Consider the following 22,250-nt stretch of genomic DNA (forward strand, 5'->3'; position numbering starts at 1 on the left):
GTTCAATGGGCTTTATTAATTTGAAAAATGACAATAAGTAATCCGAAAAAATTGATTCAACAACAATAGTCAACAGATTAGTTTTTAATCCACTTCGTTAAAATTTTATCGATCCCCGGCGCTTCTAAAGGTTTCGAAACGAAATCGCTCATGCCACATTTAACGCATTCCTCGTGGTCAGAATCTAACATATTCGCTGTTAATGCAATAATAGGAACGTCTTTACCACTATCAAGCGAGCGAATAATCCTGGTTGCCTCGTAACCATCAAGTATTGGCATTTCACAATCCATAAAAACTAAATCATAAGACTTTTGTCTGAACTCCCCAATCGCCTCGAGCCCATTTTCTGCGATACCCACTTCATGCCCTAAACGCTCAAGAATATCTAATGTAACAATTCGATTAATCGGGTTATCTTCTACAAGCAGAATGCTCAACTGCCTGCTTGTTATTGCAACATTGCCACTTTTCAATTTCTCCTGATCCGACATATCATCACAAATTCCAAAGTGAATATTAAATCGAAAAGTTGTACCGACCCCGAGTTCACTCGTCACCGTAATTGTTCCTTCCATTAGTTCGCATAAATTTTTTACGATTTCCAGGCCTAGTCCAGTTCCGCCATATTTGCGACTGGTAGAAGCTTCGGCTTGCGAATAAGACTTAAATAACTTAGGTAAATTTTCCTCTGAAATACCAATTCCGGTATCTTCAACGACCCCCTCGATGGCAATGCGCGAACCTTCGATTCCCTTATTCAAAAGCCTGACATTAATACTTCCCCATTTGGTAAATTTAATTGCATTACTTATCAAGTTAATCAGAATTTGTTGTAATCGGGTGGGATCTCCCACGATGAATTGTGGAACATTATTTTCCATACTGATATTCAGTTGTAACTTCGCAGCAGCAACTTGAGGCTTAAATAAAACACTCACTTCTCGAATGATTGCAGCAAGATCAAATACGATATTTTCAAGTGGCAACTTACCCGCTTCAATTTTAGAAAAGTCCAGAATATCATTCAGAATGTTAACCAGCAGCTTCCCCGAACTTTTAATTGTATCAGCGTAGTCTCGTTGAATACTATTAAGCTCCGTTCGCAACAGCATATCCGTTAGACCAACCACAGCATTTACCGGCGTTCGAATTTCATGACTCATATGCGCAAGGAACTTCGATTTCGCTTTAGTCGCTGCCTCTGCAATATTTTTTTCCTGTTGGTTATGCTTTGCAATCGTAATATAGCGATAGGCCCGAAGCGCGGTGACTAACGATGTCGTTAGTCTGGCAACCGATAGTTCCGCTTTGTTCAAATAATCATTGATACCATATTCTCGAATTGTCATCTCTTCAGGAACCATTCCAGGTTGTCCTGTTCTTAATATAATCTGCATTTCGATATTGCCTAAAACATGCCGAATATATTCAACTAATTTTAGTCCCGCATCATCGCTCTCCATCACAACATCGATGAAACCAACAGCAATGTTATTATTATCCTCGAGAATCTTTTCAGCTTCTCGCGCACTATATGCCGTGAGTATCTCAATAGGCTGATCTTCAAATGTAAATTTGTTTAATACCATCTTGGTAACGGTATGAACATCAATATCATCATCAACAACAAGCACTTTCCAGATCTCTTGATCGCCAATATCGCTTAGTTGTAAATTGGATTTTTCAGTCATAAGTAATTCGTCGCTTTCAGGCAAATCAGGTCATTTACGTGTAGCATTGAGTAAGGTTATATTCCTTAATATTCTGTCCGATCATAAAAGTTTTACTGGTCGGTTTTTCCTTATAAGACAATGGGTTGATGGGTTGTCTATTAACCTGAATTCATGATAAAAATAGTCATTTTGCACAACAGTCTTTGATAAATGAACTTCATCACCAACGACCAATAATACTTTTATCTTGAACTCAAATTATTCGTGATATTTCATTTTAGTGTAGTAGAAATTGTGAAAATATGCCTGCGAGCCAACTATTTTTGGCTTAAAATTTAGCATAAGAAAATGTAGTTAAAATTTAATATTCAGAAAGGTCGGAGCTACTCAATGTCAAGATTAGGTCACTTTGAAACGCCCCTAACCTGCGGAAGAAGGCTATTTCTACAGTAAGAAGGATACTCTCGACACAACGATTTGCAGTACAAAAAACAAAATATTAATCTATCAGACCAAATAAAAACTTCTAACCGGAAATAAAGATCAGGCAGTTTAGTCTGAAACGAGCTATAGCTAAACCAATATAAAATGAGATCAAGAAAATCGAGAGATTTTTATTCTGTCATTTTATATTGATTCAGCTATCAGTTATCGCCTCGTTTTGTTTGAGCACGGGTTTGCCCCGATAGCATAGTCTCCAAAGATACTCTAACGGTCCTGAATTAAAGCGTCTAAACCACACTTGAGCAAAAATAAACTGAATAGCCAGGATAACCAATGTTATAAAAAAGAGTTCACCTCGGCATACCTTTCCATACAGCCCCAACCCCCAGCCATAAAATATAAAGGCGCAAATCAGACTTTGAGCAATATATAAAGTTAAGGCAACACGACCAACCTTGGCTAAAGCTGACTTTAGTTTCAGAAACTGATCAGAACATCCCCATAAAACCAGCAAACAGAGATAAGCATAGGCTAAACTGAGCGTCCCCACGTAAAAGCACAGAGACAGCACTGTCGTGAAAAACTGATAGTCAAAACCGCTCTGAATATAGAAATAACTACTCAATGTACTCGCCGGTAAACCAATCCCCAGGCCAATAGCCAGACCCACCTGGTAATTTCCTTCGCCTTCAAAGAAACCAGAACGCGCCAATGCGATTCCAATTAACATTAATCCAGTACAGCGCCATAAGGTAAAGTAAATCAAATCAGAAGTTTGACGGCTTAAAGCCGTCTCAACGCGAGCCGGTGTCAAACTGAGCCAACTACCATCATACGCTCGTACCATCTCATCAACTTTCTTGAGGTCAGTGGCCCAAAAATCAGGTGTTGTTGTAACGTCATTAATATTTGAACTGACAGCAATAAGTTCAGAAATGGCACGGTAAACGTCGGGGACGACTGGAGTAATTATCAGAACGACGCCAAGACTAACCAACCACTTAACAGCGAGATTTCGAGCAAAAAATGCGAATAAGCCACAGATAGCATAGGCAACCAGAATATCTCCATCCCAAATCAAATAAGCATGTGCTAGCCCAATCACAATCAACGAAACACTCCGTTTTAAATAGGCTGCGACCGGACTCTCGTTGCGACGAAAATAACTTTGCGAAAATAAGCAAATCCCGACTCCGAACATGACCGCCAATATCGGCATAAACCGTTGCTTAATCAAGCTGTACTCAAAAAACCAGACCCACTGATCAAATAAGCTAAAATCACCCAGCACTAACGGGTTATAACGTGCAATACTCGGTGTTGAAAGGTAATTAATATTGATAAAAAGTATTGCCAGGATAACAACCCCTCGGATCATATCCAGATTCATGTGTCGGCTTTTTCCCATACTCTACTTCCTTCAGGCTTATTGTTTTGTTCAATCTTTTATTAGATAAAATCTCGTTATATCAAGTAATATTAATAACTTACGTTCAGTTTTATTGCTATTGATTTTGGTGAAGATTTGGTGAAGTGCGATTATTAAGGTACTTATGATTGCACTAAAAAGTAGAAAACGAGCAACAATGCAAGCATTTGCTAATTGAAGCCGACAGGGGAAATAGAGTGAAAAACAGATTGTGCTAGTGATTCGCCAGCACAATCAATGTTAAGAAGGCCATCTCAGAATTTAATTTAACTGAAATTGAGTTTATAAAATAGGGTCCGTTAAGGTGCTATCGATTTGCCATCGTAAACAAGTGTCACCATAACTGGGACAGCAGTTGAAATGGAAGGAAGGCTCGCTAACTCTCTCAACTTGTTAATTCCATCAACCAGGGAAAAAGTTGCAGCATTAACAATAACCGGTTTTAAGGTCGAAACCTGAATTTTGTTATTAGCCAGCTTGGTTACTGAAAACTCTCCTTCTAACTCCGATTCGATTCCATGCAACGATAATTTTAACTTTAGCGGTTGCTGTTTAGAAGTGCCGGGTTTCAATCGTTTAATTTTATCGGCATTGACCATCGCTGAAATTGTCGCTTTAGGAAATTTATCCACCTCAAAAAGATGCTGCTTCATTCGCTCATTACGAATTGGAATCATCGACTCAACACTCGCCAAATCAATAGACACTTTAGCTTGCCCAGACTCAGTTAAAACACCACTGATGTTTTTGAAAGTATGCGTTTCCGCTACCGCAGATTTTTTAACCGAAACAAAGTACACACTGGACATCTCAGAATTTAATATCCATTCTTGCTTCGCAAACACTTGAAAACTGACTGATGTCAGCACCAGTAGTAATCCTTTAATAATTAGCTTTTTCATTTTCATCTCTCATTAAAATCTCATAGTGTCATGTTTAAGCGACATGTTTCGTGGAGATGGAATTAAAACAGAATTTAATTAAATTACAAGAGAATTAGCCCGGTAAGTTAATGAGATGGACTTACTAATCTATCGGGCTGAATCATTAGAACCAAGCTTTAGTCGTGTTTTTTAAGGACTCTCTTAATAACCAAGCGCTCTGGCGAAACAGAAGTTATCAATTCTTTTAGTATCATCGACGTAAATTCTTAACGGCTTATTTGCTGTTCGTGCAGTTAATGCAACCGAAAGCATATGCTCGTCGGTACTGCGAATGAGTACATATCGAGTACTGCAGGTTGTACTCGCAGACCATGTCAAAGAAGCCATCTCTAATTGAACTACTCCTTGCCAGCCAGAATAGGTCGTGTCTTCTTTCGAATAGAAGAACAAGTTGACAATATCTTTGGGGCCATCAGAATCCACATTTGTCGCGAACACATTTGATGAAGTAAAAAACAACAACCATAGTAATTTTTTCATTTAAACTCCTTATTAAAAATAACTTAATTAATACATATTATTCAGTGTGTAAACCAGTCAATCTACACGAACCGCCTGAGTCGACTGTATAATCCATTCTCACAATTTTCCACTTTGCTGATTTAGCCGCCATCACCATGGACAGCTGTGCCCGACCACTTTCTTTAGGCGTCCCATCAGAGTTAGATAATCGAATATACATAATTTGGAACTTACATTGCGGTAAACCTTCTACTGTATAAAAACCTGCGGTCGATTGACTTTCTGAAAATATCCTTTTCACTGTTTTGGCTTCTAAAAGCTGGTCGGCGAATACTAACGAAGGGAACATTAATAACATAAAACAAATTAACTTTTTCACTTACTATTTTCTCCATTTAACAATCTAAAAAACTTAAGAGTTAAAATCGTTTTAACTTTTCCCATAGATTAAACTTAGCTTGGTAGATCGATAGAATAGACTACAAGTCTATTCTGTAGCGCTCATCAGTCAGAATGTATGAACTTTTAATAATCTTGATAAATATACGAAATGAGTATGTCAGAACTTTGTGTGCAGTCAGAAACAACTACCGAAACTTTAGTTTTCGTGGACGAAGCAGCTAACAACATAGAATACCAAGCACGAGAAGTTTCATCACCCAAATTAAAATAATAATATCGATGGGAATTTCCTTGTGATTGACACGAGTCATTTTTTAATCTGAAGTAGACTTTACCATTGTGAGGATAAATTCTGGCAACTTCACCAACTCCCCCTTCGCCAAAAGACGGCATAGAGATTATTAGTAATGCTAAAAAAATAAACGCTTTTTTCATAATAATTCCTTTAGATAGTAATTGACGGTTAATATCATCAAAATAATTATCACCTATCCAAACAACAAACAATTATCAATATTCAGACAATGACTATAAAAATTCGGACATTGTTTTTGAATCAATAGGCTACACGCATGCCAAAGGCGCCAATTCAGATTAAGAAGCAAAACAAAGTAAGATATATATGGAGTTTGAACTAACTGAATGGAAAAATCCGTTTCAAAACTACTTCCAACTACATCTACAAAATAACCGAAACAAGTATCAATTAATCGGCGATATGTCAATCAAAAATATCTCAATTTACAATTGTGAATTTCTACAAATTGGATTTATGACTCGTTCGCCATTTCTATTTGCTTGAGATCATCCTCATCAAGCAGTCTATTGACACAAGCATTAAAAGGTTCTTCCTTGTCTTCAAAAAAGAAATTATAAATTTCCGTCTCATATTGAGACCCTATTTCAATCCTTCCATGAATAACCATATTGTGGCCATCTTGTAGGGCTTTATAAATGTTTTCTGTTTGCGAGTCGTTAAACACAAATGCGGGGCCCCAATATTGCAACTCCGCATGAAGATAATTTTGATGAAACTCGGGAATATATTCTTTGTCATCGATTTCGATTTTCTGCACGCTTCCCACTTCCAGTTCAATATGGGAAGGCTCTCCAACAAAAATGGCAAGCTTGGGACTTGAATCAAGGTATCGCAGAGTTGACGTGATATTCAAATAACCAATATATTTTCGGTTAAAAAAACCACCGGCAAAAGGAAAAGTTAATACACAGTAGTCTTCTGACTGCTCGTAGCGATAATCTGGAAAGTCACCGCATGAAGTTAACAATAACCCTAAAATAACAATACTGATTTTTTTCATCGTCGATGTATTTTTCTAGCTTTTAACCGTTTATTCGTTTGACGTTTACGATTGGACTGTTGCAAAGTTTTTGCACTAACACTTTTCTTCAACCCAACCAGCTCTTCAAAAACTCCAAGCTCTTTCAAATCTAACTCGCTCCAGCGTCCTCGCTTTAGTGAACGTGGCAGCTCAAAACTTCCGTATTGAATTCGATGTAATCGAGAAACCTGAGTTTCAACGGCTTCCCACATTCTGCGCACTTCGCGATTTTTTCCTTCCCGTAACACAACGTGATACCAATGGTTACTGCCTTCACCGCCCGCGTCGTTGATGGATTCAAATTTTGCGTATCCATCCTCTAGCTCAACACCACGCGTCAACTTTTTAATAATTTCTTCGGTCACTTGACCGCGTACTCTCACGGCATACTTTCGCATTATCTGGTGCGTTGGATGCATCAGACGATTCGCCAACTCACCATCATTAGTAAAAAACATGAGCCCGCTTGTATTAATGTCCAGACGTCCAACATTAATCCAACGTGCATTTTTAACTTGAGGCAAATTATCGAAAACTGTTGGCCTGCCTTGGGGATCTTTGCGCGAGCAAATTTCTCCTTCTGGTTTATGATATGCCAACATACGACGCTGAAAGTCTTCTTTTGCGGTAACTTGAAGAATTTTTCCGTCGACTCGAATTTTATCTTTCCCACTAGCTCTATCGCCCAGTTCAGCAATGCTACCATTAACACTTACTCGGCCTGCTTTAATCCAGGTTTCAGCTTCACGTCGAGAACATAACCCTGCGTGAGCAATAATTTTTTGCAGCTTTTCGTTTTCCATAGAGATCATTTCACTGTGTTAGTCGTCGAGTTAACTGCTAGTTACTTCGACAGATAATCAGGTTGTTTTTTTGAACAATCCTAAATTTAATACCTTACCCCAACTTATCTGAGTCCACAGTATCAGTAGCGACTTCTTCAGTTTCAAATTCGATGTCATCCTTTGTCGCTTGTTGATCCAGCTGGTTTTCCGCCGCTATATCTTCCTCATCTAATTGGCTTAAATCGTCGACCTCAGGATTGCCCTGTGGCGTTTGATTTAAACTGTCTTGATTTAAATTGTCTACGTATAAACTATCTAAATCGTGAGATGGGGTTAAATCAATATCTTCTTTTATTTCTTGTTCAATATCTTCGCGACTTTCAGCGTTTTGAGTGAGAGAACTATCCTCCGTTTCCAGAGAGCTCTGGTTGAGAGTCTCACTTTCAGGATTGTGTTCATCCAGGCTATCTTCGACAGGCGGAACTTCAAGTTGAGCTTCATCATTAGAGTCTGACGTAACTTCACTTTCGTCGCCGATATCATCATCGTCAATACTACCGTCATTGATATCACTGTCATCGATAGAATCGATATCTGCGGAGTCTACAAACTCAGCAACGCTATCTGATTCGGCTGAAATATCTGATGAATCCTCAGCTCCTGGTTCTGTCAACTCTAATTCGGGATTAAGATCATCAAGATCCTTGATTTCAGCCAGGGACGGTAGCTCATCCAGACTTTTCATATTAAAGTAATCTAAAAATTGTTTCGTCGTAGCATATAGCGCAGGACGTCCGGGAACATCCCGATGACCCACAACTCTGATCCATTCTCGTTCAAGCATTGTTCTAACAATATTACTGCTGACACCAACACCACGCACTTCTTCAATTTCCGCGCGGGTAACAGGTTGTCGATAAGCAATTAACGCTAACGTTTCCAAGTAGGCTCTGGAATATTTAGCAGGCTTTTCTTCCCATAAACGGCCTATCCATTCAGCATAATCTTGACGAGCCTGATAACGATAACCACTGGCAACATCTTTCAATTCAATGCCTCGCCCCTCACAATCTTGTTGCAGCTGAGAGAGTGCTTCTTTTATACGGCTCGCGGGTGGACATTCTTCGTCTTCAAACAACCCAGTCATCTGCTCGATACTCATGGGTTTATTTATCGCCATTAGTGCGGCTTCAAGAATATTTTTTAATTTGTTATCGTCAATGCTCATTAATCAGTGTTATCTCTAATCTGTTCTATTGCTAACTTTGTTTAATGTAATAGTTTAATTTAAAAAATTCGATGGTGTAGTTTTGTTTCTACGAAAATACTTTTAGTGTCGTTTGTTCAAATTGATGCTCCCCATCAATAACAACAATTATTGAATTCGTGCTCTTACATGAACGGGTGCATAGGGTTCGCTCTGTACCAATTCGATCAACGACTCTTTGGTCAATTCCATCACAGCCAGAAAAGTCACAACAATTCCCATTCGCCCCTCTTCGACGCGGAACAATGACACAAAATCAGTAAATCCATCGGCAGACAAAATAGCCAACACATGGCCCATTTTCTCTCTTATCGAAAGTGTCTCTTTTTGAATGTGATGGTGGGTAAACATTTCAGCGCGCTTTAACACATCTTTCAACGCTAACAAAAGGTCTTTTATATCCACATCAGGTAAAGGCTTACTTAAATGCAATTCTGGTGTTTCTGCGCCAGCCTGGAAAATGTCTTTTTCCATTCTTGGCATCTCGTCAATATCTTGAGCAGCTTTTTTAAATCGCTCATATTCTTGCAAACGGCGAATCAAATCCGCTCGCGGATCTTCCTCATCCTCATCCAGTTTCGGCCGAGGCAACAACACACGACTTTTGATTTCCGCTAACATAGCCGCCATTACCAAATATTCAGCGGCCAATTCAAGATTGATTGCCTTCATCAACTCTACATATTCCATGTATTGCTCAGTAATATGCGCGATAGGAATATTCAAGATATCGACATTTTGACGTTTGATTAAATAGAGTAATAAATCGAGTGGCCCCTCAAAGGCCTCCAAAAAGACTTCCAATGCATCAGGTGGGATATAAAGATCTTGGGGAACATCATTAATCGGTTCACCTTCAACTACCGCAAAGTGCATTTCTTCCTGAGAAAAAGCTTCGCCGGTAAGAATACCTTGTTGCTCAGGCGGGGAAGTAGACGGGCTATCTGCACCTTCAGTTTTTTCGTCTTGTGCAACTCCTTCATCTTGCGCAGATGCTTTATTTTCCCCTGAAGCCCCATCAAACAGCCCATTTTGCACAACGGATTGCCCAGGTTCTTCTACCTGGTTGCTTTCACGTGATTCATTAAGTTGAGGCGCATCCTGAGCGTCTGTCTCAGACTCAAGTTGCTTATCAGAAAGACGACCAGTCTCAGAACTTGTTTCTAATGTAGAAGCTTCTTCTGGACTTTCAGCTCCCTTTTCAAGGGTTTCAATATCACTCATTATTCAGCTTACAAACTCAATTCTGGTGGTTATCGGTATGATAACCCCATAACTTCTCGGACATCATCCATCGTTTCCTTCGCAATGTCACGGGCTTTTTCCGAGCCCTCAGCGATGATGCCACGAACAATTTCTGGATTTTCTTCAAATTCTCTCGCCCGCTCTCGAAACTCACTGGTTTCTTTTAAAACACAATCAATCACAGGCTTCTTACATTCCAGACACCCAATACCGGCTGTCGTACAGCCTTCTTTGACCCAACTCTTAACATCCTCAGGTGAATAAACTTCGTGCAACTGCCACACGGGGCACACATCAGGGTTTCCCGGATCACTCAGTCTTACCCGAGCCGGATCGGTCTGCATTCGTTTAATCTTATTTTCAATGGATTCAGGCTCTTCACGCATTTCTATAATATTTTTATAAGACTTCGACATTTTCTGTCCATCGAGTCCAGGCATTTTAGAAACGGGTGTTAATAGCGCCTGAGGTTCAGGCAATATGATTTTTCCGCCACCTTCCAGGTAACCGTTAAGTCGTTCCTTATCACCCAAAGAAATACTTGAGTGTCCTTCAACAAGTGCGCGTGCTTTTGCTAGCGACTCTTCATTTCCTTCCTGCACAAAATCACGTCGTAAGTTATTGTATAACTTGGCATTCTTTTTACCGAGCTTTTTTACAGCAGCTTCGGCTTTTTCTTCAAAACCGGCTTCTTTACCATAAAAGTGGTTGAATCTGCGGGCGATTTCTCGCGACATTTCAACATGTGGAACCTGATCTTGGCCAACAGGCACACTGCCAGCTTTATAAAGTAAAATATCAGCTGTTTGTAATAACGGGTATCCTAAAAAACCGTAGGTACTTAGATCTTTTTCGGTGAGCTTTTCTTGTTGCTCTTTGTAGGTAGGCACTCGCTCAAGCCAACTTAACGGCGTTAGCATCGACAAAAGTAAGTGTAATTCCGCGTGCTCAGGCACTTTAGACTGGACAAACAGCGTCGCCGAACCTGGGTTAATTCCTGCAGCCAGCCAGTCAACAACCATATCCCAGACAGAATTTTCAATAATTTGAGGATTATCGTAATGAGTTGTCAATACATGCCAGTCAGCGACAAAAAAGAAACATTCGTGCTCATGTTGTAATTTCGTCCAATTTTTAAGAACACCATGATAATGCCCCAAATGCAGACGACCTGACGCACGCATTCCCGATAAAACGCGCTGATTCTGAAGGCCCAGACCGCTCAAACTGCTTTCCCCATTCTCTAATCTTTAAAATACGAACGCAGCATTATACCGAAGCTTACTATAAATGGTTAATACAAATTGAATTCTGGCGGTGATTAGCACAAAAATTCTTCAGGTTGTAACCAGAGTGCGGATAGACGAACAATATTCGCTTATTGATTATCTATATGACATCTATGAAGTCCATGACCCCTTTTAAACTTGAGCCCTGCTATCAGATGGAAAATACCAGATTTGCAAAGCTTTTAATAACCAATCGGCATTTGACCCTTCAGGTCCATCCCAGTTATTTTTCACTTTATGAAGCAGGCACAACACAGCAAATATTTCTTTTTTATGTTTTTCCATTCTCATGGGGAAGTTTTCTGTTGTTCATAGGCCACTTGATTAACTAAAAACCTCCCTGACGGGAGGTTTTTTTTAGCCCTTTTATAATGTAATCAGACAATCTATTATGAGTTTGACGCAAAACCGGGTTAACCAGGAATAGTTCGTTCAATAAGATATAAAACAGTCACAACATCTGAGGAATCCTCTATGACGGAATCGAAATCGTCTCAGTCAGAACCACCAGTCATGCCACTGAGTGATATTCGTGAAGAAATCAGTCAGCTAGACAATAGTTTGCTGACGTTATTTGCCAGAAGACGCGAACTGAGTCTGGCGGTCGCGGTGAATAAACAGTCGAGCCTTAAACCGATCCGGGATCAGCAGAGAGAACAGGAATTACTCGAATACCTGGTAGATGAAGGAAGTAAACTGGGGCTAGATTCACACTATGTGACACGACTATTCCACGCGATTATAGAAGACTCACTAGCAGTCCAACGAAAATACCTGCAATCTCAGTCTAATCCGAACACTAAACCGCAATTAATTACCACCATCGCGATGTTAGGTGGCGAAGGTTCTTATTCTTACCTTGCAGCTGCTAAACACTTTAGTAACAGCAACAATACGTATCATGGCTGCTCGACATTTGATAAAGTTTTAAAGTCAGTTGAGCAAGGAAAAGTTGACTATGGGGTTATTCCCATCGAAAACACAACATCGGGTGGAATTACGGAAGTCTATGATTTGTTGTTAGAATCTAATCTGTCGGTCATAGGTGAAGTCAAGTATCCGATAAATCACTGCCTGGTCGCTTCTCAGCACACTCAATTAAGCGACATCACCAAAATTCACGCTCATCCAGAAGCCAATAAACAGTGCAACAAAAATCTGCCTAAAATCTCTAGTGCAGAAATAAGCTTAGTATCTAGCACAGCAGAGGCATTACAACTTGCGAAGCAAGACACGACGGGCCAGGTTGCGGCTATTGCTAGCCAAAAGTCGGCAGAACAGTACGGACTTCACGTACTTGCGACTGATATTGCTAATCTGAAAGATAATACAACTCGATTTTTAGTCCTGGCTCGCGAAACCCAAAATGTGTCGCCGCAGGTTACCTGCAAAACCTCTATTGCTATTTCAACCGGGCAAAAACCAGGTTCACTGGCAGAGGTTCTGCTGGTGTTTCGCGACGCCAACATACCGCTCACCAAGTTAGAATCCCGACCAATAGCAGGTAAACCCTGGGAGCAAATGTTTTACATCGACTTACAGGGGAATATTGAAGACAAAGCAGTTGAACAGGCGATTCAGGATACTTCTCGGCTCTGTCGATTCTTGAAGGTGCTAGGCAGTTATGCCACCGAAGATGTTAATGCCACCAAGGTATCTCCCGAAGCCTTGAGTCGAACCAAGGTGAACGCATTGCAAGCACAAGATAATTTAAATCAACAGATTACTGAGGAAAAGAATCAGACCGAAGTAACAGCTGAAAACATGGGCGCTGCTCGCAAAAGCTACCACCTGGCCAGTCGAGATCATAAGTCAGAAGATACCATCATTGAGGTCAAGGGCGTCAAAATCGGCGGTGATGAATTTACCGTTATTGGCGGCCCCTGCTCAGTAGAGTCTCCCGAGCAAATAAGCGCATGCGCGAAGCTTGCCAACGAAACCGGAGTCTCCATTTTACGGGGTGGTTGCTTCAAACCACGTACTTCACCTTATAGCTTTCAGGGACTTGGTTTTGAAGGATTAGAATTACTGCAACAAGCAGGCAGCCAATTCAATCTGCCTGTTATTACTGAAGTAATGGACACTGAAGATGTTCGCAAAGTCGTCGAGCGAGCTGATATGCTCCAGATCGGTGCGCGCAATATGCAAAACTTTGCCTTGCTTAAAGCTGTCGGGCAAGTTAATCGTCCAGTCATGCTTAAACGCGGCTTAATGGCTTCAATTGAAGAATTATTAAACGCCGCTGAATATATTCTTGCTCAAGGGAATATGCAGGTATTTCTCTGCGAACGAGGTATAAGAACCTTTGAAACGGCGACCCGTAACACCCTCGACTTAAGTGCAGTACCATTGCTGAAGCAAAAAACACATTTGCCGATTATCGTTGACCCTTCTCATGCCGTTGGTAAACGAGAATTAGTCTTGCCGATGGCAAAAGCAGCAAAGGCCGTTGGCGCACACGGGGTAATGGTTGAGTTTCATCCAGACCCCGATAACGCGCTTAGCGATGGGCCTCAGGCCCTGCCACCAACGCAATTTGCGCAATTGATGCACGAACTGCATTCTTAGTTTTTAGATCGGGGATACAGCGGCCTATCTGGTTCGCTGTATCCTTAAGCATCATCAGTATAAGTTCCTACTTACTTATAGCTGAATCACTATAAATCGCGATAAAAATAACAATTTCGCACCAAATCGATCTATACCAATCGGGTTTGCCTTCTGCTAGACTCCCCAGCCTTAAGCAAATCCTTTGTTAACCGCAATTAAGCGAATAAAAACCGACTTTCAAACATGAGTAAAAAACAACCCGCATCAGCAACTAAAAACTTGCTTCAAGTCTCATTGGCCCCTTTCTGGAAAAGACTTGCGGCCTGGATTTACGACCTGCTTGGCGGCCTGGCAGTTTTTATTCTCGCGTTGTCTGTTGGACTGTTGATTGCCTACCTGGTGACTTTACCATGGGCAGAAAATGGCGCTGCAGTCTCCAGTGCTTTAAGCAATAATCCACTTTGGTTAATCTACATTCTCGCATGTGTTCAATATTATTATGTTTGGTGTTGGGTTAAGGGCGGACAGACTGTCGGCATGCGAGCCTGGAATTTAAAAATTTGTCGACCAAATGGCGAGCATTTAAGTTGGAAAGAAGCCTATATTCGCTCAATCGCATCAATTGGTGGACTAGGTACTTTATGGTGTTTGATCGACAAGGAGAAACGCGGTTTACAGGACTTAAGCTGCGACAGCCGAGTCATAGTGCTGCCCAAAGGTTATGGGAAAGAACAAAAACCTTTGATATAAAATATTAGCGCCCCACCAACCATCTGTTCCAAATCTTAATCGCCTCGCTAATCATCTGAAACGAGTAGTACGATGCCGCAATCCACATTGTTGCGCATCACGACTTACCAATCACATCGAAAACTCATTCAACAGAATGCAATGCACAGTTTGATACATTTTATTAGCAATTAAGGTTTTCATCTGTAAAAAATAGAGGTATCTTAAATCTCGTGGCATTTTCAAATTCATGAGTTGTTCCCAATCATGAAATCTTTAAATGGTATTTAATTCGTTTGATTCTCTCAATCGAGCAGCTTAAACACCGCTTCAGATAGTAGTTTTAAATGGCCGGACAGTATAAATATTTAAAAAAGATTAAAGTAAAAACTCAAAACTTGCATCTAGGCATGTACATTAGTGAATTAGATAAAGCGTGGAGCGAATCCGCATTTTTATTTCAAGGCTTTCCAATTGAAACAGAGGAAGACCTTCAGGCAGTAAGAAATGAATGTGAATGGGTTTACGTCGATTTTCCTACTCGTGAGGATTACCATGTTTACTTAATGACCATCAGCAATGCCAAAATCAAATCTAATCATGTCCCACTCCGTCCGAAAAATGAACTAAGCTACGAGCTGCCAAAAGCAAATAACCACTATAAAAATTCGACCACAATGGTAAAAACCATCATGCATGACATTATGCATGATGAAGATTTCGAATTAGCACCAGTGAAGCAAGCAGTTGAAGATTGTATCGATAGTATATTAAGTAATCAGGACGCCTTGCTATTGCTCAGCAACATTAAAAATGCCGACGAATATACTGCAGAACATTGTTTACGGGTGGCAATCATGGCTATCGCTTTTGGGAAATATTTAGGTTTGTCACAAGACGAACTAGGCTATATCGGCGTTGGCGCTATGCTCCATGACGTCGGTAAAATGCGTATTCCAAACGAAATACTGAACAAACCAGGAAAGCTGACCCGCGAAGAATATCGAATCATGCAGAAGCATTCTGAGGAAGGCTATAAAATATTACAGCAAAAGCCTCTGCTGTCTAAAATTGCCATTGATATCGCCTATTCACACCACGAAAGAATCGATGGAAAGGGCTATCCCCGTAAACTTGACTCATCCCAAATTTCCTATTTTACAAAAATTGTATCTATCATTGATACCTATGATGCGATCACAAGTGAGCGGGTTTACTCAGCTGCAAAAGCGCCGGCGGTCGCATTTAAAATATTACAGGAAAATACCTCAGCCCAGTTCGATGAAGAATTAACTTACAAGTTTGTAGAGTGGATGGGAATTTATCCCGTGGGCTCATTAGTTGAAATGCGAACGGGAGAAGTAGGCATTGTGACTAAAGTGTACCCGGAGCAAAAACTCAAACCGCGTGTACTATTAGTCACTGATGAAGAAAAATGCTCTGGTTATGAGAAAGTTGTTAATCTTAGCAAGATGGCGGTCCATTCTAATGGAGAACTTTACCAGATAAAAAAAGTACATCCTAATGGCGCATTCGGCATACAATTAGATAAATATGTTAAAGAAGGCTTAGTTCTACAGCACTAACATTTCGACATCAATAGCGTTGCATGTTGAAAAGAATGTCTAAATACTGACTTCTTGACTCTTAATTTCTTAGTGCTTAAAACGACGCATTGAGATAAGCACAAAACTTAATAGTTCGAATATCAACCGTGATAGAAAATTTACAAAGATAATTAAATTAAACAATATTCAGCTTTCAATAGTTCGCTGACTTTATGCAGGAAATCATTTGATATGAAAAAAATAAACGCTTTTTCCACAGGGCTTAAACCAGTGTTAATGGTGCTCTTTTTTAGTTACTTTCAAAACGCAGTTGCTTCTTCAATTTCTCTTGAAAATGTAACCAAAGACGTTACCTTTCTAGCCGATGATAAATTAGGCGGTAGAGCAACTGATACTGCTGGAATTGAGCTAGCTGCAGATTACATTTCACAAAGATTCAATCAAATAGGATTGCAATCTCTATCAGGCGATAAAAACTTCAAGCAAACTTTCAACTTATTTCTGATCAAACCAGACGATTCGAAAATATCACTGAATGGCTCGTCTATCGCTAATGACAAGGCGATGATATTAACCAGTCATGAATCCCTTAAATGGTCAGAAAAAAGTAATGTTAAAACATTCGTTATTTCCGCTGAAGATAATTTTAGAAAGCGAATTTTTGAAATCAACCAACAAAAAGACAATGTATTGGTTCTCGTTGACGAGTCTCACGCAGAAATTTTTAACCGTTTTCGTAATCACTTTGGCAATGGATTGAACAAATTTAAAATTAACCAGGGTCCGTCAGCTGTCGCAATACTAACCAAGCTTTCTAAACTCGACAGTTTCTCTATTTCGGCAAAATCAAATATCAGTACACGCTCTTTAAGTAATGTTGTTGGGATACTTCCAGGTAAGAAAAATAAAGAAGAAATGATTTTATTTTCTGCACACTATGATCATCTCGGAACGGTAGAAGATCAAAAAGGTGATAACATTTATAATGGCGCTGACGATGATGCCTCAGGTACCGCTGCCGTTATTAACTTGGCGGAATATTTTACTAAACAAAAGAATAATCAAAGAACTCTCATGTTTGTTGCTTTTACTGCGGAAGAAATTGGCGGTTTTGGCTCAAAATATTTTTCACAGCAGCTCAATGCAGACAAAGTACTCGCTATGATTAATATTGAAATGATCGGTAAGCCTTCCAAATTCGGCGCCGGAGAATTTTGGATGACAGGATACGAACGCTCAAACCTCGCTGAGATACTGGATAAAAACCTGAAACGAATTAACAAAAAAGTTTATCCAGATCCCTACCCCCAGCAACAACTTTTTTATCGCTCAGATAACGCGACTTTAGCAAGGCTAGGCGTTCCCGCCCATAGTTTTTCTAGCTCACAAATAGACAAAGATCATTATTACCATAAAGTTACTGATGAAGTAAAAACGTTGGATTTAAAATCAATGCATGCAATTATAGAATCGCTAGCAAACGGCGTAGAGAGCTTAGTGGATGGTACCGATACACCAACTAGAGTGGATACTAGCCAGGTTAATAAACAAGGCAGTTTCTTTTAATTGGTTATTGATAAATTAATGAAATAGCGCGCATATACTATTTCTGAAATAATTTAATATAGATTAAATTAATTTAGTTTCGCCAAGCAAACAACCAGGTAAATTCTAATAATGGAAATTTCAGAAGAACTGCTTGCAGTACTGTCTTGCCCTCAGTCGGCATTGCCTTTGACGCTTAAAGATAAGCAACTGGTAACAGTCGATGAGCAAATTCACTATCCAATTATTAATCAAATTCCCTGGTTGTTGCGTAATCCACTTCATTCGATGGTTGACTGGAGTGTTAAGTTGAACCATTTCAATCAAGTGCTCTCTGATGAAATAAGACAACTCAACAATGAAATAAAAAAAGCGCCGAAGCCAACGCTAGCAAGATTGCAGCTTTTATTAAAAGGAAAACAAGCGTTCCAACAATCTGTTTCCCATTTAGTTTCGCCAATATTAAAAGCCAAAGTATCGAGTAAGCCGGTATACGATGCACTAAGTGATAGAGCACCACACACCCAAAACCTGTTAAGCTATGAGTCCAATCTTTATCGTGATTGGGTTTGGGGAGAAGAGGAAAACCAGATAACTGCAGATATTCTTTTAGAACACACAAAAGATATTTCGACGGATAGTCTTCTTGTTCTCGGTGCAGGCTCCTGCAGACTAGCCTATGATCTCCACCAGGCCATTGCGCCAAAAATGACAGTGGCCAATGATATTAATCCGTTACTTTTATTTGCTGCACATCAACTTTTTTCCGGTCGTTCTCTTCCAATTTATGAATTTCCCGTTCATCCTCGAAATGCACAATCGGTTGCTATCGAACATAAAATATCACCGCTAAAATCCTGGCCTGATAATTTTTATATGCTATTTAGCGATGCAGCGACACCTGCACTAAAAAAATCTGCTTTTGAGCTTGTAGTCACTCCATGGTTAATTGATATACAGCCTTTCGAACTTGTCACTTTTATGCGTGCAATTAACCATTACTTGCCAATTGGTGCACACTGGTTAAACTTTGGTAGCTTGGTCTTTAATCAAAAACGCGATAGTTTTTGTTACGCTATTGATGAAGTCAAGGAAATGGCTGCTCAAGCCGGCTTTGAGATCGCGGACATAACCGAGCATGAAATTCCCTATTTAAAATCTCCTTACTCTGCCGGCTATCGAGTAGAACGAGTCTGGTGTTGGAGAGCAGTTAAAACACAAGAAGTTAAGGCACAAACAAACCTGCAGAATTTACCCGACTGGATTGTTGATATCTCTAAAACAATCCCGTTAACCCGTGAGATTAAATCTTTCTCGTTTAACCATTCGCTGTATGCTGAACTAACCGCGTTAATCGACGGTAAAAAATCTATCCATCAAATTGCGAAAAAAGTCGCGCGAGAAAAATCAATGGATGAAAACGAAGCTATTTCAATGGTAAAAAATTTCTACTTGAAAATTGTTCAGCAATCACTCTAGGCCGCTTTATTTATCGCGTAGCGAATGAAGAAATTTCGCACCCAAAAATCTCAAAAGGAAATATTTTAAAGAGGCATAATTCCATGCCTCAAAACTACCTTTTCCTCAGACATAGTCTACTATTAATCTAAAGAATCTAAATTAATTGAGTTATGTCGGAACAAATTCAAGAGACAATCAAAGAGTCAGGACACATTTCGCGCCAGGCCATGGCTTGGTTAAGAGATTTACAGCTGCCTGCTGATCCAGTCTGCTACCATGTTGCCTACGAGCTTTTCCATCGCCCTAACCCAGAAATGAAACAACGAGTGGCTCAATTGCATGGGACGCCCGATGAAATGTATGAAGGTTTCCAACAGATCTACCAAGACTTTATTACCTCAAAGCAAGAAAATAACCTGCGCCAGTTTTCGAGAAAAATTGATAACTTGGCGAATAGAACTCTTTTTAACGTCTCTGATACTCAAATTCACCTTAAAGCCTACTCGGGAACCTTAGAAGAAATACAACCGTTGTTGGAAGCTACCTCAGGTGACGCCAAAATAAATGTTATTTCTCTGCTGATCAATGAGACTGAAAAAGTCCACCGTCATGCTGAATCGTTAGAGGACAAATTGAAATTAGCGACAGAGGAAATAAAAGCATTGCAGGAAGAGCACCTGCAATTTAAAGATAAAGTAAATCGCGATCCACTGACTCAAGTGCTTAACCGCTCAGGACTTCAAGAAGCTTTCGAAAATCTTGCCGATGAAGACAACTGCTATCCAATGGCAGTCTTGTTAGCAGACATCGACCATTTTAAAGCATTTAATGATGAGCATGGACACCTGATAGGGGATAATGTTTTAAAACTGGTTTCAGCGACACTGAAAAAATATATTAAGAGAAGCGATATCCTGGCTAGATTCGGTGGCGAAGAATTTCTGTTGCTGTTGCCACATACGGAAAAAGAAAACGGTGCGGTAGTAGCAGAGTCACTGCGCAAAAGAATCGAAAAACTAACAGTAAAAAAGAAAGGCAGCGACGAATATTTGCGACGCATCACAATCTCGATTGGCGTTTCAGATATTCAACAAGAGCAATCTCTAACCGACGGAATTGATAGAGCAGACAAAGCACTCTATCGTTCGAAAAACAATGGAAGAAATTGCGTTAATATTGTTTAATATTTCTTAGTATTTCTGTTTTAGCTTGAACCTACAAACCTAAATTTGCGTTGCAAACTTTACTCGATACTCCTTCGGGCTTAGCGAAGTCATTTTTTGAAAAACTCGACGAAACGCGCTTAAGTCATCGTAACCGACTTTACCAATGATTTGCTCAAGATTAAGATCTGTTGTTTCTAAATAACGCTTAGCGGCCTCAACTCGTATTTGCTGCAAATAAGTTGCGGGGGTTTCCCCTACGGCTTTTTTAAAGCGCCTGATAAAGTTACGTTTACTCATCGTACTTTGATTCGACATATCATCAAGATGAATATTATTGGCGAGATTTTTTTGGATCCAGTCCTGACATTTTGCAATAACATTATCATTGTGATTAACAACGCTTGGCAAATTCATAAACGGAAGTTGAGATGCGCGATTAATATCAAGCAACATTACTTTTGAAATACCGCTGGCTATTTGCTGACCAGCCAGTTTTTCGATCACCTTCAAGCATAAATCTAAGTATGAGGTCGATGCACCTGCCGTCCAAATTCCATTCTGCTCCACGACTAATTTGTCCATGACTAACTCAACATCAGGATATTTTTTTGCAAATAAAGACTTTAAAAACCAGCTGGTTGTGGCTTGAATACCATCCAGCAAACCGCTGCTCGCCAGCGTAAAAGTAGCAGAGCAATAGCCACCGACCATCCCCCCTTCATGATGAATTCGACGTATATGCTGGTAACAGCTTTGTTGCCCTCTGATATACCTGTTTAACCCATTTGGGTTTCCGTAACTATAAGCTCCAATCAATAAAAACTCACAATCACTCAGTTGACTGAGCTTCTGTTTAGGGTGGAACGCGACGCCATTTTTCAGCGTCACCGGTTCACCAGATTGAGAAACCAATGAAACATCGAACAAGGGTTCGGTTTGATTGTCGCTTATATGTTGCCAAACGGCATTTGCAACATTAAACATATCCATCGGGCCCGTGACACTACTGGCCACAATATCATCACTGACCAATATCGAAATCTTTTTCATAGTACTCACGCTTTTGTTAAATTGTCACTTATAGCACCATTTAAGTCAATAACGCCACTTTTGTCAAGAAATCGTGGGGAGTAACATAGATAACACTTAGTTACTTCTTAATGAACGGAGAAAAAGACGTGACCACTTTCAGCGCAAAAATTATCTGGACCATCGCAACTTTCAAGTTATTTGCCCTACTTTATTTGGGTGCAACCTCTGAAATGAGCTTCTTAAGTTATTTTGTCATTATTCCATTGCTGTTGCTTGAAACACTGGCTCTAGCAGGATTTATCTATGAATTGACAAGTAATTCGAAACAAAATGGAACGGCAGGACGCCTTATTGAATTGTCAGCTCAAGGATCGATTGAAGGTTATAATAATTCGGAAAAAGCGGCATAACAGGGCGTTATATTAGCCAGATATGACTTCGAGTTCTGGGCAGCGATTTAGATACTTATTGTTGTAAAAGAATTTAGTAAATGAGAAAAATTGGATACCAATAAAAAAGGGTGCTATCAAAGCACCCTTTTCCATCAAAAAATCGATTACTTTTTAGTATCCAACTTTTCTTTAATTCGCGCTGACTTACCACTACGCTCACGTAGATAGTAGAGCTTAGCTTGACGAACATCACCACGACGTTTAACAGTAATACTGTCAACAAGTGGGCTGTAAGTCTGGAAAACACGCTCTACACCTTCGCCATAAGAAATTTTTCTTACAGTGAAAGCAGAATTTAGACCACGGTTTTTAACCGCAATAACGACGCCTTCAAATGCCTGTAAACGCTCGCGTTCACCTTCTTTTACCTTCACCTGAACAACGACTGTATCACCTGGTGCAAATTCAGGGATCTCTTTACTCATTTGTTCCTGTTCCAGCTGATCAATTATCTTACTCATTGT

21 protein-coding genes are annotated in these 22,250 nt (G+C 39.9%); 7 read left to right on the forward strand and 14 right to left on the reverse strand.

What is annotated here, in order from left to right; genetic code table 11:
* Positions 1–77: 77 nt before the first annotated feature.
* From FLL46_RS16750 to FLL46_RS27025, 12 genes are all read right to left on the reverse strand, one after another.
* Positions 78–1,694, reverse strand: a complete 1,617-nt coding sequence (locus tag FLL46_RS16750; protein WP_142932479.1) for a response regulator — start codon at positions 1,692–1,694, stop codon at positions 78–80.
* A 619-nt stretch (positions 1,695–2,313) separates the two neighbouring features.
* Positions 2,314–3,528, reverse strand: a complete 1,215-nt coding sequence (locus FLL46_RS16755) for a DUF418 domain-containing protein (protein ID WP_142932480.1) — start codon at positions 3,526–3,528, stop codon at positions 2,314–2,316.
* A gap of 320 nt (positions 3,529–3,848) precedes the next feature.
* The gene (locus FLL46_RS16760) at positions 3,849–4,451 is read right to left on the reverse strand and encodes a YceI family protein (RefSeq protein WP_168204203.1); all 603 of its coding nucleotides are present in this window, start codon (positions 4,449–4,451) and stop codon (positions 3,849–3,851) included.
* A gap of 183 nt (positions 4,452–4,634) precedes the next feature.
* Entirely contained in the window at positions 4,635–4,973 is a 339-nt protein-coding gene (locus FLL46_RS16765) for a hypothetical protein (protein ID WP_142932482.1), read from the reverse strand.
* A 37-nt stretch (positions 4,974–5,010) separates the two neighbouring features.
* Positions 5,011–5,334, reverse strand: coding sequence for a hypothetical protein (locus tag FLL46_RS16770; protein WP_142932483.1), 324 nt, complete (start codon positions 5,332–5,334; stop codon positions 5,011–5,013).
* A gap of 146 nt (positions 5,335–5,480) precedes the next feature.
* On the reverse strand, positions 5,481–5,792 hold the full coding sequence (locus tag FLL46_RS16775; protein ID WP_142932484.1) for a hypothetical protein: 312 nt from the start codon (positions 5,790–5,792) through the stop codon (positions 5,481–5,483).
* A 335-nt stretch (positions 5,793–6,127) separates the two neighbouring features.
* Positions 6,128–6,676 carry a hypothetical protein gene (locus FLL46_RS16780; RefSeq protein WP_142932485.1) on the reverse strand — a complete coding sequence of 183 codons (549 nt, stop codon included), beginning with the start codon at positions 6,674–6,676 and terminating at the stop codon, positions 6,128–6,130.
* Positions 6,673–7,500, reverse strand: a complete 828-nt coding sequence (rluB, locus tag FLL46_RS16785) for a 23S rRNA pseudouridine(2605) synthase RluB (RefSeq protein WP_210418731.1) — start codon at positions 7,498–7,500, stop codon at positions 6,673–6,675. The genes FLL46_RS16780 and rluB overlap by 4 nt, the downstream gene beginning before the upstream one ends.
* A gap of 94 nt (positions 7,501–7,594) precedes the next feature.
* Positions 7,595–8,710, reverse strand: a complete 1,116-nt coding sequence (gene scpB / locus FLL46_RS16790) for an SMC-Scp complex subunit ScpB (protein ID WP_246119338.1) — start codon at positions 8,708–8,710, stop codon at positions 7,595–7,597.
* 147 nt (positions 8,711–8,857) lie between these two features.
* Positions 8,858–9,973, reverse strand: coding sequence for a segregation and condensation protein A (locus FLL46_RS16795; protein ID WP_168204204.1), 1,116 nt, complete (start codon positions 9,971–9,973; stop codon positions 8,858–8,860).
* 29 nt (positions 9,974–10,002) lie between these two features.
* On the reverse strand, positions 10,003–11,220 hold the full coding sequence (locus FLL46_RS16800; RefSeq protein ID WP_142932487.1) for a tryptophan--tRNA ligase: 1,218 nt from the start codon (positions 11,218–11,220) through the stop codon (positions 10,003–10,005).
* Positions 11,221–11,415: 195 nt separating this feature from the next.
* Positions 11,416–11,568, reverse strand: coding sequence for a hypothetical protein (locus FLL46_RS27025; protein WP_168204205.1), 153 nt, complete (start codon positions 11,566–11,568; stop codon positions 11,416–11,418).
* A gap of 189 nt (positions 11,569–11,757) precedes the next feature.
* Here FLL46_RS27025 and FLL46_RS16805 point away from each other — a divergent pair, with 189 nt between their 5' ends.
* The 6 genes from FLL46_RS16805 to FLL46_RS16830 all read left to right on the forward strand — a co-directional run bounded on the left by FLL46_RS16805 (position 11,758) and on the right by FLL46_RS16830 (position 20,320).
* Complete coding sequence (locus FLL46_RS16805) at positions 11,758–13,851, forward strand: bifunctional 3-deoxy-7-phosphoheptulonate synthase/chorismate mutase (RefSeq protein WP_210418732.1); 2,094 nt, start codon at positions 11,758–11,760, stop codon at positions 13,849–13,851.
* A 225-nt stretch (positions 13,852–14,076) separates the two neighbouring features.
* Positions 14,077–14,583: an RDD family protein gene (locus FLL46_RS16810; RefSeq protein WP_142932488.1), complete on the forward strand. Its 507-nt coding sequence runs from the start codon at positions 14,077–14,079 to the stop codon at positions 14,581–14,583.
* A 326-nt stretch (positions 14,584–14,909) separates the two neighbouring features.
* Positions 14,910–16,148 carry a cyclic di-GMP phosphodiesterase gene (locus tag FLL46_RS16815; RefSeq protein WP_142932489.1) on the forward strand — a complete coding sequence of 413 codons (1,239 nt, stop codon included), beginning with the start codon at positions 14,910–14,912 and terminating at the stop codon, positions 16,146–16,148.
* Between the two features lie 213 nt (positions 16,149–16,361).
* Positions 16,362–17,696, forward strand: coding sequence for a M20/M25/M40 family metallo-hydrolase (locus FLL46_RS16820; protein ID WP_142932490.1), 1,335 nt, complete (start codon positions 16,362–16,364; stop codon positions 17,694–17,696).
* A 111-nt stretch (positions 17,697–17,807) separates the two neighbouring features.
* Positions 17,808–19,154, forward strand: a complete 1,347-nt coding sequence (locus FLL46_RS16825) for a class I SAM-dependent methyltransferase (protein ID WP_142932491.1) — start codon at positions 17,808–17,810, stop codon at positions 19,152–19,154.
* A 152-nt stretch (positions 19,155–19,306) separates the two neighbouring features.
* Positions 19,307–20,320: a GGDEF domain-containing protein gene (locus FLL46_RS16830; protein ID WP_142932492.1), complete on the forward strand. Its 1,014-nt coding sequence runs from the start codon at positions 19,307–19,309 to the stop codon at positions 20,318–20,320.
* A 39-nt stretch (positions 20,321–20,359) separates the two neighbouring features.
* Here FLL46_RS16830 and FLL46_RS16835 read toward each other — a convergent pair whose 3' ends face one another.
* The gene (locus FLL46_RS16835) at positions 20,360–21,352 is read right to left on the reverse strand and encodes a GlxA family transcriptional regulator (protein ID WP_142932493.1); all 993 of its coding nucleotides are present in this window, start codon (positions 21,350–21,352) and stop codon (positions 20,360–20,362) included.
* A 110-nt stretch (positions 21,353–21,462) separates the two neighbouring features.
* On the opposite strand from FLL46_RS16835, the gene FLL46_RS16840 reads away from it, so the two are divergent.
* On the forward strand, positions 21,463–21,744 hold the full coding sequence (locus FLL46_RS16840) for a hypothetical protein (RefSeq protein WP_142932494.1): 282 nt from the start codon (positions 21,463–21,465) through the stop codon (positions 21,742–21,744).
* Between the two features lie 146 nt (positions 21,745–21,890).
* On the opposite strand, the gene rplS is transcribed toward FLL46_RS16840, so the two are convergent.
* The gene (rplS, locus tag FLL46_RS16845; RefSeq protein WP_142932495.1) at positions 21,891–22,247 is read right to left on the reverse strand and encodes a 50S ribosomal protein L19; all 357 of its coding nucleotides are present in this window, start codon (positions 22,245–22,247) and stop codon (positions 21,891–21,893) included.
* Positions 22,248–22,250: the final 3 nt, after the last annotated feature.

The organism is Aliikangiella coralliicola, assembly GCF_007004725.1.
Classification (GTDB): Bacteria; Pseudomonadota; Gammaproteobacteria; order Enterobacterales; family Kangiellaceae; genus Aliikangiella; species Aliikangiella coralliicola.

What these genes read in the sequence shown, in the direction of transcription:
- FLL46_RS16750 (WP_142932479.1), bottom strand. Translation starts at nt 1,694, where the DNA reads ATGACTGAAAAATCCAATTTACAACTAAGCGATATTGGCGATCAAGAG.
- FLL46_RS16755 (WP_142932480.1), bottom strand. Translation starts at nt 3,528, where the DNA reads ATGGGAAAAAGCCGACACATGAATCTGGATATGATCCGAGGGGTTGTT.
- FLL46_RS16760 (WP_168204203.1), bottom strand. Translation starts at nt 4,451, where the DNA reads ATGAAAAAGCTAATTATTAAAGGATTACTACTGGTGCTGACATCAGTC.
- FLL46_RS16765 (WP_142932482.1), bottom strand. Translation starts at nt 4,973, where the DNA reads ATGAAAAAATTACTATGGTTGTTGTTTTTTACTTCATCAAATGTGTTC.
- FLL46_RS16775 (WP_142932484.1), bottom strand. Translation starts at nt 5,792, where the DNA reads ATGAAAAAAGCGTTTATTTTTTTAGCATTACTAATAATCTCTATGCCG.
- FLL46_RS16780 (WP_142932485.1), bottom strand. Translation starts at nt 6,676, where the DNA reads ATGAAAAAAATCAGTATTGTTATTTTAGGGTTATTGTTAACTTCATGC.
- rluB (WP_210418731.1), bottom strand. Translation starts at nt 7,500, where the DNA reads ATGGAAAACGAAAAGCTGCAAAAAATTATTGCTCACGCAGGGTTATGT.
- scpB (WP_246119338.1), bottom strand. Translation starts at nt 8,710, where the DNA reads ATGAGCATTGACGATAACAAATTAAAAAATATTCTTGAAGCCGCACTA.
- FLL46_RS16795 (WP_168204204.1), bottom strand. Translation starts at nt 9,973, where the DNA reads ATGAGTGATATTGAAACCCTTGAAAAGGGAGCTGAAAGTCCAGAAGAA.
- FLL46_RS27025 (WP_168204205.1), bottom strand. Translation starts at nt 11,568, where the DNA reads ATGGAAAAACATAAAAAAGAAATATTTGCTGTGTTGTGCCTGCTTCAT.
- FLL46_RS16805 (WP_210418732.1), top strand. Translation starts at nt 11,758, where the DNA reads ATGACGGAATCGAAATCGTCTCAGTCAGAACCACCAGTCATGCCACTG.
- FLL46_RS16810 (WP_142932488.1), top strand. Translation starts at nt 14,077, where the DNA reads ATGAGTAAAAAACAACCCGCATCAGCAACTAAAAACTTGCTTCAAGTC.
- FLL46_RS16815 (WP_142932489.1), top strand. Translation starts at nt 14,910, where the DNA reads ATGGCCGGACAGTATAAATATTTAAAAAAGATTAAAGTAAAAACTCAA.
- FLL46_RS16820 (WP_142932490.1), top strand. Translation starts at nt 16,362, where the DNA reads ATGAAAAAAATAAACGCTTTTTCCACAGGGCTTAAACCAGTGTTAATG.
- FLL46_RS16825 (WP_142932491.1), top strand. Translation starts at nt 17,808, where the DNA reads ATGGAAATTTCAGAAGAACTGCTTGCAGTACTGTCTTGCCCTCAGTCG.
- FLL46_RS16830 (WP_142932492.1), top strand. Translation starts at nt 19,307, where the DNA reads ATGTCGGAACAAATTCAAGAGACAATCAAAGAGTCAGGACACATTTCG.
- FLL46_RS16835 (WP_142932493.1), bottom strand. Translation starts at nt 21,352, where the DNA reads ATGAAAAAGATTTCGATATTGGTCAGTGATGATATTGTGGCCAGTAGT.
- FLL46_RS16840 (WP_142932494.1), top strand. Translation starts at nt 21,463, where the DNA reads ATGAACGGAGAAAAAGACGTGACCACTTTCAGCGCAAAAATTATCTGG.
- rplS (WP_142932495.1), bottom strand. Translation starts at nt 22,247, where the DNA reads ATGAGTAAGATAATTGATCAGCTGGAACAGGAACAAATGAGTAAAGAG.